This is a genomic window from Cyanobium sp. L1E-Cus (assembly GCF_024345755.1).
Lineage (GTDB): Bacteria > Cyanobacteriota > Cyanobacteriia > PCC-6307 > Cyanobiaceae > Cyanobium_A > Cyanobium_A usitatum.
The window spans coordinates 1-9857 of record NZ_JAGQBS010000026.1; the positions used below are offsets into that span (position 1 = coordinate 1).

General features: G+C 63.0%; 12 protein-coding genes and 1 pseudogene. 2 read left to right on the top strand and 11 right to left on the bottom strand.

All coding sequences use genetic code 11. From position 1 onward, the window contains the following. Positions 1-333: 333 nt before the first annotated feature. Entirely contained in the window at positions 334-555 is a 222-nt protein-coding gene (locus KBZ22_RS13840; RefSeq protein WP_255022415.1) for a hypothetical protein, read from the bottom strand. 147 nt (positions 556-702) lie between these two features. Then, positions 703-1353: an SGNH/GDSL hydrolase family protein gene (locus KBZ22_RS13845; protein WP_255022416.1), complete on the bottom strand. Its 651-nt coding sequence runs from the start codon at positions 1351-1353 to the stop codon at positions 703-705. 418 nt (positions 1354-1771) lie between these two features. Between KBZ22_RS13845 and KBZ22_RS13850 the strand changes: the two genes are divergently transcribed. Next, positions 1772-3394, top strand: a complete 1623-nt coding sequence (locus KBZ22_RS13850) for a mechanosensitive ion channel family protein (protein ID WP_255022417.1) — start codon at positions 1772-1774, stop codon at positions 3392-3394. 52 nt (positions 3395-3446) lie between these two features. On the opposite strand, the gene chrA is transcribed toward KBZ22_RS13850, so the two are convergent. The 8 genes from chrA to KBZ22_RS13885 form a co-directional block, all read right to left on the bottom strand. Continuing rightward, positions 3447-4793, bottom strand: coding sequence for a chromate efflux transporter (chrA, locus tag KBZ22_RS13855; protein ID WP_255022418.1), 1347 nt, complete (start codon positions 4791-4793; stop codon positions 3447-3449). Positions 4794-4945: 152 nt separating this feature from the next. After that, entirely contained in the window at positions 4946-5080 is a 135-nt protein-coding gene (locus KBZ22_RS13860) for a hypothetical protein (protein ID WP_255022419.1), read from the bottom strand. Next, positions 5049-5132: a hypothetical protein gene (locus KBZ22_RS14465; RefSeq protein ID WP_396112175.1), complete on the bottom strand. Its 84-nt coding sequence runs from the start codon at positions 5130-5132 to the stop codon at positions 5049-5051. The genes KBZ22_RS13860 and KBZ22_RS14465 overlap by 32 nt, the downstream gene beginning before the upstream one ends. A gap of 160 nt (positions 5133-5292) precedes the next feature. Beyond that, the gene (locus tag KBZ22_RS13865; protein ID WP_254941911.1) at positions 5293-5718 is read right to left on the bottom strand and encodes a cupredoxin domain-containing protein; all 426 of its coding nucleotides are present in this window, start codon (positions 5716-5718) and stop codon (positions 5293-5295) included. Further along, positions 5718-7820, bottom strand: coding sequence for a copper-translocating P-type ATPase (locus KBZ22_RS13870; protein WP_396112170.1), 2103 nt, complete (start codon positions 7818-7820; stop codon positions 5718-5720). The genes KBZ22_RS13865 and KBZ22_RS13870 overlap by 1 nt, the downstream gene beginning before the upstream one ends. Positions 7821-8053: 233 nt before the next feature. Then, positions 8054-8329, bottom strand: a complete 276-nt coding sequence (locus tag KBZ22_RS13875; protein ID WP_255022420.1) for a hypothetical protein — start codon at positions 8327-8329, stop codon at positions 8054-8056. Between the two features lie 6 nt (positions 8330-8335). Continuing rightward, positions 8336-8557, bottom strand: a complete 222-nt coding sequence (locus tag KBZ22_RS13880; protein WP_255022421.1) for a DUF3721 domain-containing protein — start codon at positions 8555-8557, stop codon at positions 8336-8338. 42 nt (positions 8558-8599) lie between these two features. Continuing rightward, on the bottom strand, positions 8600-9295 hold the full coding sequence (locus tag KBZ22_RS13885) for a DUF305 domain-containing protein (RefSeq protein ID WP_255022422.1): 696 nt from the start codon (positions 9293-9295) through the stop codon (positions 8600-8602). Positions 9296-9322: 27 nt separating this feature from the next. On the opposite strand from KBZ22_RS13885, the gene KBZ22_RS14470 reads away from it, so the two are divergent. Then, positions 9323-9445 carry a MerR family transcriptional regulator gene (locus tag KBZ22_RS14470; RefSeq protein WP_396112173.1) on the top strand — a complete coding sequence of 41 codons (123 nt, stop codon included), beginning with the start codon at positions 9323-9325 and terminating at the stop codon, positions 9443-9445. Positions 9446-9540: 95 nt separating this feature from the next. On the opposite strand, the pseudogene KBZ22_RS13890 reads toward KBZ22_RS14470, so the two are convergent. Beyond that, a pseudogene (locus KBZ22_RS13890) lies at positions 9541-9857 on the bottom strand (photosystem II q(b) protein); the annotation flags it as partial.

Genomic DNA, 9857 nt, shown 5'->3' on the forward strand with positions numbered 1-9857 from the left:
CGTCGCGACAGCCATGGTCACGATCAAGGTCCCAACTGCAATCTCAGGAATCAGCAGAGCTCAAAACAAACGCTTCTACCGGTCAACCAGATTGACGCCACACATCAACCTGATTGACACGGGACAACTGATGGCATTAAAGCCAGGGAGGGATGGTGCTTTTGCGCGAGTGTCCTTGCGAAATATCCCCTTGCGTCTGGCTGGTAACCCCGCGTCGGGGCTGCTACGTACTCAACAGATTATCCCGGAGTTGGTAAAAAGGGTGATAAGTTCACCGGTAGATCTACTTGTCGCTGGGCAGTAGGTGGCTCGGCGATCCTGTGCCAAAGTGTCTCAGGAGATGCCAAGAATGGGAATGGCATGCAACTCCTTTATTGGGACCTTGCCATGAAAAAGCTGCGGATGACCGTTGTTGATTCCGCCGGCAACTTTGATCAAGGGATTGGTTCGATAGAAGCGCGAATGCTTGAGTGGTCGAGTTTCGGAAATTTCGGCGATGGCCGCGTAGTAGAATATAAGTGGAAAACAGCTTTTAGCAACGATGGCAATACCCATGTCCACACTGGCTTCGTAACGGTAGATGGTTTACAGGGCAACTTCTCTGACACCCTAAAATGGGTTGCAAGGTAGCATTGGAGCTTGCAATCTTGTCCTGCGTGGAGCATTGAAGATCAATAAAATCGCGATATAAGCTTTGCCATATTATGCGGCATCGCCTATCAAGTCCTTGACTATCGGCACAAGAGCGAAGGCCAACTTGCGATGGCCATGGGCATCCAAGTGAATGCCATCCTCTGCCACAGTCACCACCTGATTGCAGTCAATAAAGCTGCAGCCGAATTGGGCGCATGATTGCTCGTATTGAGCAGGCAGCTCAGCGGAGCGAGCCATTGCATCTTTGAAATGATGGGCCATGAGCTCGGACATATTTCCAAACCTTGGTGGCGCAATCACTAAAATTTTTGGTGAGCCCTTACCTAAACTGGTGGCGCTATTAAAAGCTATCTGCAAGAGTGAGCTAATGCCCCTCGCTGATTCATGAGCCGATGCATTTAGATGGTGCTTTAAATCATTGGTGCCAAGCATTATTTCTAACAGATCAAGCGGCGCGTGGCTTTCGAGAACCGCCAGAATTGTGGTGCGAGCATTTCGGCCGTCTCGAAATGGTTCTTCAAATACTGTAGATCTCCCATTAAGACCCTCTTCAATAACGTAATACGACTCTCCTAGGGATTCTTGCAGAACTCCGGGCCAGCGTTCCTTGCGAAGCAGGCGACCTGCAGTGAGCGGTATGTATCCCCAAGTATTCGAGTCACCGAAACAGAGTACCGATTTTTCTCTTGTCAAAATCATTCCAAGTCGTGGCCTGACGATTGCTTAGCTGCATCCGCATCAACCCGCAGCGACAGCTTCACAAATGACAAAGTTGCAGGCTTCCGCCTGGCCCTGGAGCATTACCAAGGCAGTGGGAATTTGGGCTGAGCTAAATTCTGCCCTCGAGAGCCCAGGCCCCATCCACGGCGATCATCGCTGCCTGGTTCAGTTTGCCGGGTCCACGTCACAGGCAGCCCATCGCCTCAATTCGTTCTTACTGGACCGGTGGCAGGCGAGCAGCCAGGAAGATGGCGCAGCCTTGTCAGCTCGGGCCCCAAAGCGATCGGAACTCAATTAGGAAGGAGAAGATAGGGTCCGTTGACGTTCTAGAAGAGGCATCGTGGGTTATTTAGAGCCCTTGGGCCTTCGCCCACGCCCCAGATGGGCGCGCTTCCTCTTGCCCCTGCTGGTCGCTCTGCTGGCGATGCAGTTGCTTGTAGCGGCCCCCCTTACCCGAGCTGCTGAAGCCCCTAGCCCGGCCTACATCGAACTGGATGGCCGCCGGGTGCTTGAAATCCGTGTCGCCGCCGGTGCCCAGACCCCAGCGCAGTTGGCGAGGGTGGCTAGCCAGCGGCTAGCCGAGCTGGCCGCCACCTATTCGATCAAGCCCGAGCAGATCGTCCTGCAAGAGGACCCGCCCTACACCACCATCGGCGTGATGCGGGGCGAAATATTTGAGCCCCGCCTCTCAGTGGATGACCGCAACGCGGCCCGCTTTCAGCTAAGCCGCCAGCAGCTGGCCCAGCGCTACCTGGAGCAGATCCGCGCGGCGATCGTGCGCCACCGCCAAACCCACCGCCGTTCGGACTGGTTGCGGGGGGGCGCGCTGGCCCTGCTCGCCCTGGGTTTCTACATCCTGTGGCTGCGAGGCCAGATCGCCCTCAACCGGCGCCTGGAGCGCTGGATCAACGACCCCGCCAACCGCCGGATCCGGGGGCTGCAGGTGGGGGGTAACCAGTGGCTCACCGCCGATCAGGAGCGCAGCCTCCTCGATCCCCTGCGCCGAATCGTGCACGGGTCCGTGCTGCTGCTGGTCAGTTACCTATCGATCCCCCTGTTTCTGGGGTTGTTCCCCCCCACCCAGGCCCTCTCCGAAACCCTGCGGCGCCAGATCACTGGCCTCGTGGTGAGCGGTGCCCTGGCCGTTTCGAGGGCCATCCCCGACCTGATCTCCGTGGCGGTGATCCTGAGTCTGGCCGTGCTGCTGATGCGGGCGAGCAACGCCTGGTTCCGGGCGGTGGAGAAAGGGAACCTCCGCCTGAGCTGGTTTTATCCGGAATGGTCCCGGCCCACAGCCCGGCTGGTGGGCATCGGCATCCTGCTGCTCGGTGTGGTGGCCGCCTACCCCTACATCCCAGGGGCCAACAGCAAGGCCTTCCAGGGTGCCGGCCTGTTCGTGGGCGTGCTGGCGGCCCTGGGCTCCAGTGCGGTGGCCGCCAACCTGATCGGGGGGTTGATGCTCACCTACACCCGGGCCTACCAGGAGGGCGACCGGGTCAGCATCAACGGCACCGTCGGCATCGTTCACGACTCCGCCCTGCTTGTGACCCGCCTGCGCACCCCCCGCAACGAGGTGGTGAGCATCCCCAACGCCACCGTGCTGGGGGCCTCGATCATCAATTACAGCCTGGCCCGTCGCGAGATCGCCCAGCCCGTGGTGATCGCCACCACCGTCACCATCGGCTACGACGTGCCCTGGCGCCAGGTTCACCGGCTGATGCTGGATGCTGCCGGCGCCACCGCAGGCATCAGCCAGGAGATCCCCCCGTTCGTGCTCCAGACCTCACTGAACGACTTCCACATCAGCTACGAGCTCAGCGCCTATGTGGTGGATGTGGACACCTACCGCAGCACCCTCTCAGATCTGCTGGGGGCCATCCAGGACCAATTCGCCGGCGCTGGCGTCGAGATCCTCTCCCCCGGCTACCACGCCATGCGCAACGGCAATGGGAGCACGGTGCCCCCCTGGCCTTCCAAGTCCTTTGGCACCCCGACCCCTACTCCGCCCGCCGCCGGCTGAGCAAGCAAATGCCCGGGGCCAACGCTCCGGGCTTTGTTGTCTCTCCTGTCGATCAACTTGAGAGCGCTGCCACCCCTGCCAGCACTGCACCGATGGCCGCCGCTGCACCGATCACCTGCAACACGCTCCAACGCAGCCGCAGCTGGGCAAACAAGGCGGCAGCCACCACCAGCGCCGCCCAGGGATTGAAGGCGCCGGCGAGCCAGAGCACCGGGCCGGCGAAGAACAGCGCCAGGCTGGCGATCACCCCCACCACGACGGCGGTGATGGCGCTCAGCGGCGCCCCGAAGCGCAGGTCGCCGCGCGTGGCTTCCACCAGCGGTGCCCCGGCCAGGATGAAGCCGAAGGAGGGCAGGAAGGTGAACCACACCGTCACCAGCACCGCCGCCAGGGCCAGGGGCCAGGGGCTTAAGCCAGCTGCGATCGATTGATTCCAGCCGCCCATGAAGCCCACGAAGGCCACCACCATGATCAGTGGCCCCGGGGTGGTCTCCCCAAGAGCGAGGCCGTCGAGCATCTGGCTGGCCGATAGCCAGTTGAACTGCTCCACCGCCCCTTGGGCCACGTAGGGCAGCACGGCATAGGCGCCGCCAAAGCTGAGCAGGGCCACCCGCGTGAAAAAGCGGGCCATCAGCGCCAGGATGCCGTTCCAACCGCCAAAGCTCGCCAGAGCGGCCAGGGGCGCAAGCGTTGCCAGGGCCCATAGCAGCAGCGTCACCGCCAGCAGCCGCTTTGAAAAGCGCGCATGGTCCGGCGAAGCGGAGTCATCGTCGTGAAGAGCGCCAGGCCGATCCTGATTAGGGTCGCTCGATCCAGCCCCGTGGGGCTTGCTCGCCACCAGCAGGTTGGGCCGCCAACGGGCGGCGCCAAGGCCGATCAGGCCAGCGCTGATCACCACTACGGGATAGGGAAGCTTGAACGCCGCCAGCGCCAGGAAACCGGCAACCGCCAGGGCCACCAGCAGGGGCGTGTGCAAGGTGCGGCGGCCGATGCGCCAGGCGGCCATCAGCACAATTGCCAGCACCGCCGGTTTGAGCACGGCGAACACCGAGGCCAGCAGGGGCAGCTGCCCCCAGAGCGCATAGATGCTGGCCAGGGCCGTGAGCACGAACATCGAGGGGATCACGAACAGCCCCCCGGCGATCAGGCCACCGGGAACCCCGTGCATCAACCAGCCCAGATAGGTGGCCAGCTGCATGGCCTCCGGCCCCGGCAGCAGCATGCAGTAGTTGAGGGCGTGCAGGTAGCGCCGTTCCGAGAGCCAGCGGCGCCGGTCCACCAGCTCGCGTTGCAGCAGGGCGATCTGCCCGGCCGGCCCGCCGAAGCTCACCCAGCCCAGCTGGAACCAGAAGCGCGAGGCCTCGGCGAGGCCCACAGGGCTGACGGATCCAGTGGTCACGGGCTTGGGCAATGGGGGCACGATCAATATCAACGCACAGGTCAACGCAAAGGAGTCTGGGCAGCGGCTCCCCAGGTGCTCGCCATGGGCGATCAGCCCCTGGTGCAGTTGGCAGGAACGCAGTTCACTCCCACGTGGTGCCTAAACCAGTGTCAGGTCATGCAGACCTGGCGGCTGCGGGTCTTGAGCAGCACCGCCTCATCTAGATAGGGCCGCTGGCGTAATGCGGGAGGCATGCTCCAGCACAAAGCCGACCTACTCCAGCTGCGCACCGGGGAAGCACTCAACGAATTTGGTCATGGAGACCCCGTCTTCCAGGTTTTCAAACAGGGCAGCCACCGGGACCCTGGTGCCGCGAACCTGGTGCCGCGGAACATCCAGGCTCGCTTTGCCTGCCCAGGCCTCCTGTCGACGGCTGTTGCTTCTCAGCGTTGGCAGCCTGTGAGCGCAAATTGGCTCGTTTCTATCTTTAGCCAGCTACCTGGGAGAACCTCGTCTCTCACTCCACTTCCAGCACTCCTCGCACCATGTTCATGCCGCAGTGGAAGGGATAGACGCCGGCTTTTGTGGGGGGCAACTCCAGGCTGGTGGTGGCATCAAGGGGCAGATCGAGGCTTTTGTGGAAGTCGGGGAAGATCACCTGGGCCAAGCAGCTGCTCGGATCGACTCGATGAAAGGCAAGCCGCATCGGCTGGCCGGTCTTCACCTTGATTCTGGAGGGTGCGTAGCCGCCATCCACAAGGATGGTGATCTCCTGCAATCCTGCCCCGCTCTGGCGGGCTGCCACGCCACCGCCATGGCGACCCAGGAACCACCAGAGCTGCCAGGCGATGAGAAGCAAGCCAACTATGGCCACCAGCCCTTTGAGGGCCACGGGTTGGTCGATGGTGCGCCAGAGGGGCGCTGCGGCAGCGAGGATCTGCATCAGGTGGTTGGAAGAGGTAGGCGCGCGGGGCGGAAGTTCCGCAGCCGCAGGGCATTGCTCACCACCGACACGGAGCTGAAGGCCATGGCGGCGCCAGCGATCATCGGGCTCAGCAACCAGCCGGTGAGCGGAAACAGCAGGCCAGCGGCGATCGGGATGCCGGCCACGTTGTAGGCGAAGGCGAAGAACAGGTTCTGGCGGATGTTTGCCATCGCGGCGCGGCTGAGCTCGATCGCTGCCGGCACGCCGGCCAGGTTGCCGGAGATCAGGGTGATGTCGCTGGCGGCGATCGCCACATCGGTGCCGGTGCCCATGGCGATGCCCACATCGGCCTGGGCCAGGGCTGGGGCGTCGTTGATGCCGTCGCCCACCATCGCCACTGGGCCCTCACCCCGCTCCTGCAGCTTGCGAATCACCGAGGACTTATCGGCGGGACGCACTTCGGCGATCACCCGCTCGATCCCCACCTGGGCGGCCACCACCTCAGCGGTGCGGCGGGCATCGCCGCTGAGCATCACCACCTGCAGACCCAGACGCCGCAGGCCAGCCACCGCTGCCGCTGAACTCGCTTTGAGGGGATCGGCCACGCCGAAGCAGCCCTCCAGCCGCCCATCCACCACCACCACCGCCACGCTGCGGGCGGCAACCTCCAGGCGCTCCACCAGGGGCTTGAGGGATGCGGTGTTGATGCCGAGCTCATCAAACCAGCGGGGGGTGCCGACCCGCACCTGCTGGCCGCCGATCGCTCCCTGCACACCCCGTCCAGCCACTGCCTTGAAGTCCTCCACCGCCGGGAGTTCACTGTCCTTCAACTGGCTGCGGGCGTAGGTCGTGATCGCTTCGGCCAGGGGATGCTCCGAGCGGGATTCAAGCGCTGCCGTGAGGGCCAGCAGGGTGTCGGCCGGCAGCACGCCACCGGCCAGCCGCTCGAAATCGGTCACCTCCGGCTGGCCGCGGGTGAGGGTGCCGGTCTTGTCGAGCACGATGGTGCGCAGCTTGCCGGCCGTCTCCAGGGCCTCGGCGCTGCGGAAGATCAGCCCGTTCTCCGCCCCCTTGCCGGAGGCCACCATGATCGAAGTGGGGGTGGCCAGGCCCAGGGCACAAGGGCAGGCGATCACCAGCACACTCACCAGAAACAGCATCGCCAGCACGGGATTGCCGCTGATCAGGAACCAGACCACAAAGGCGGCAATAGCCAGGGCGATCACCACCGGCACGAACCAGCCCACCACCTGATCGGCCAGGCGCTGCACCTGGGTGCGGGAGCTCTGGGCCTGGCGCACCAGCTCCACGATCTGGGCCAGCACCGTGTTCGCCCCCACCCGGCTGACGCGGAAGGTGAAACTGCCGCTGCGGTTCATCGAGGCGCCGATCACGGCATCGCCGGCAGCCTTGGCCACGGGCGTGGGTTCACCGGTGAGCATCGACTCCTCCACCCAGGAACTGCCTTCGCTCACCTCCCCATCCACCGGGATCTTTTCGCCGGGCCGCACCTGCACCAGGTCACCGACCACCACCATCGACACCGGAACTTCAACCGGTTGTCCATCCCGCAGCACCCGGGCGCTGGGGGGCTGCAGCTGCAGCAGCCGCCGGATCGCTTCTGAGGTTTGGCCACGGGCCCTGGCCTCCAGCAGCCGGCCCAGCAGCACCAGGGTCAGGATCACCGCCACGGTTTCGTAGTAGACGTCGGCGGGCAGGCCTTCCGCGATCAGCACCTGGGGGAACAGGGTGGTGAACAGCGAGGTGAGGTAGGCGATGCCGGTGCCGGCCGCCACCAGGGTGTTCATGTCGGCGAAGTGCTGCCGGAAGGCCGAGACGGCGCCGGTGAAGAAGTCACGCCCGCACCAGAACAACACCGGTGTGGTGAGGATCAGCTGGGTCCAGGGGCTTGTGAACCAGAGCGGCAGGAACGGAATGCTGTGAAGCCCAAGCATGTGGGGCAGGCTCGAGCCCATCACCAGGACGGTGAGGACGGCAGCAACGCTGACCCTGCGGCGCAGCAGGGTGCGCTCCCGGGCCAGCTCCCGCTCCATGCCGTCCACCAAAACGGCTGGTCCCTCGGCTGGGCAGCAGGGTGGGCCGGGGGAACGGGCGCTCATTGTGTGCTTGACATAAGAGGCCTGCCGTCGGCGCGGAGCTATCTCTTTAAGCTAGTGATGTCGAGTTCGATGGAGAGCCATATCCCGTGATTTTCCTATTCTTGCTCTTGATATTTCTCCCTTGAGCTCAGTTATGTAGCAAGTGAATTGTATTGATCGCCGAGTAAAATAATCTCCGGATAATAGCGCTGCAGGTTGATTATCTCGAAGTTGTCCGTGTGGATTTCCAGCACTCAGGCCCTAGCCCTGCGGCTTGAAATCAGCAGGGCCAAGCCTGAACCAATGACCACAAGCGTGAACAGCCCCAGCAGCCCTGAGTAAAAGGGCTGCAGATTCAGCGGGCCAAAGCGACCGGAGTGAATCTTGAGCAGCCAGAAGGCGTCGATTCCCTGCTCGAGCAGCAGGCTGTAGAGCGAGCCGGTGGCGGCGGTGAGCAGTAGTGGTGCCGCCGCGATCGGCACTACCCAGCGGTGCAGCTGACGCCAGCGAGTTTTAGGCAATAAAGGCATGGCGTTTTAGTTGTGACGCAGGTGCTGGTGCAGGGTTGCCTCATTGCTGCAGGGCATCCACTTACCGCTGTTCTGGTGAGTGCCTGTGCAGCCGAGCTCCTTGGCCCTTTGCTCAGCTTGCTGTTGGTTGTCGTACAGCCCCTTGGGGTGGGCGCGGCTGGCAAGTGGTATTGCCGCCAGGGCCAGGGCGATCAGGGCCATGCGGCTAGTCATGGAGAAGAGATCCATCAGAGGTGAATCGATCAGATCAAAAGAGTCAGATTAAAAGAGTTAGAAGCGAAAGAGTGCGTCGTATTGGCTGTACTCCGGCTTGATCAATCCCTCCAGGCGCAGCATGCGGCGCAGCTCGATGATTTCAGCGCGCTGGGCCACGATGATCTCCCGCGCTAGCCGGCGCACGGTGGTATCGCTGCTCTTGTTGAGGGCGTCGTGGGCCATCTGCAGGGCACCGCCGTGGTGGGCGATCATCCCCTCGAGAAACCACCCCAACCGGTTGGCTTTGGTGGGGGTGGAGCCCAGCATCTGCATCGCCTGGATCTGGGCGGCGCCCATGCGCTCCAGGCTGCTCATGGAGTTGGGATCACCGCCCGGCCTGAGGGCCACGGGATAGACCGGCGCCTCTGGATACCAGGCCTTGCGCCACTGGGCCATCGCCTTGATCTCGCGGGCCTGCTCGCGCCAGATGCCGTTGGCTAGGGCGCCCACCCCGGGGTGGCCGATGTTGAACACAAACTCACTCATCCGCAGCGCACCGGTGTGGTGCTGCACCATCGCGTCGAGCCAGCGCAGGTCGTAGGTGGCACCGGCTGGGCCGACGTCATGGCTATGGCTGGCGTCTGCCTGGCTGGGGGAAGCGGCAGCAGGGGCCGCCTGATGGTGGTGATGGTGCTTGTGGGGATCGCCCTGGGCCAGGGCCGGGGCGGTCCAGATCCCAGCAAGCAATAGCGATGCAGCGAGGGAACGCATAGGTAGGAAGTTGGCTGTGTTACTACGATGGGGTCTCCCCTTGGTGGAGAGTCAAGTGGCCGCACTGCAGCTACCCACTCGGGCGTTTCCGTAAAAACGATCCGCTTCTATTGCGATCAGGGACTGCTGCGACCATCAGGTCAGAACTGATGGAGCCGAGGGTACCCAGGCAACAAAAAAGCTCCCTCGTGAGAGGGAGCTTTTGGGATTCCGTTATTACCCAGCCGTAGCTGGGATGTTGACTATCAACCGATTGCAGGTGCGGTCAATGCCACGGGGGTGGCAGTAGCAGCAGCAAGGTCAAGCGGGAAGTTGTGAGCATTGCGCTCGTGCATCACTTCCATACCCAGACCAGCACGGTTCAGAACGTCTGCCCAGGTGTTCACCACACGGCCTTGGCCGTCGAGGATCGACTGGTTGAAGTTGAAACCGTTGAGGTTGAAGGCCATCGTGCTCACGCCAAGGGCGGTGAACCAGATGCCAACCACGGGCCAGGCAGCCAGGAAGAAGTGGAGGCTGCGGCTGTTGTTGAAGGAGGCGTATTGGAAGATCAGGCGACCGA

Coding starts and splice junctions, on each gene's coding strand:
- KBZ22_RS13845 (WP_255022416.1), bottom strand. CDS start 1,353: ATGATTTTGACAAGAGAAAAATCGGTACTCTGTTTCGGTGACTCGAAT.
- KBZ22_RS13870 (WP_396112170.1), bottom strand. CDS start 7,820: ATGAGCGCCCGTTCCCCCGGCCCACCCTGCTGCCCAGCCGAGGGACCA.
- KBZ22_RS13865 (WP_254941911.1), bottom strand. CDS start 5,718: ATGCAGATCCTCGCTGCCGCAGCGCCCCTCTGGCGCACCATCGACCAA.
- KBZ22_RS13880 (WP_255022421.1), bottom strand. CDS start 8,557: ATGGATCTCTTCTCCATGACTAGCCGCATGGCCCTGATCGCCCTGGCC.
- KBZ22_RS13840 (WP_255022415.1), bottom strand. CDS start 555: ATGGGTATTGCCATCGTTGCTAAAAGCTGTTTTCCACTTATATTCTAC.
- KBZ22_RS13885 (WP_255022422.1), bottom strand. CDS start 9,295: ATGCGTTCCCTCGCTGCATCGCTATTGCTTGCTGGGATCTGGACCGCC.
- KBZ22_RS14470 (WP_396112173.1), top strand. CDS start 9,323: ATGGGGTCTCCCCTTGGTGGAGAGTCAAGTGGCCGCACTGCAGCTACC.
- KBZ22_RS13875 (WP_255022420.1), bottom strand. CDS start 8,329: ATGCCTTTATTGCCTAAAACTCGCTGGCGTCAGCTGCACCGCTGGGTA.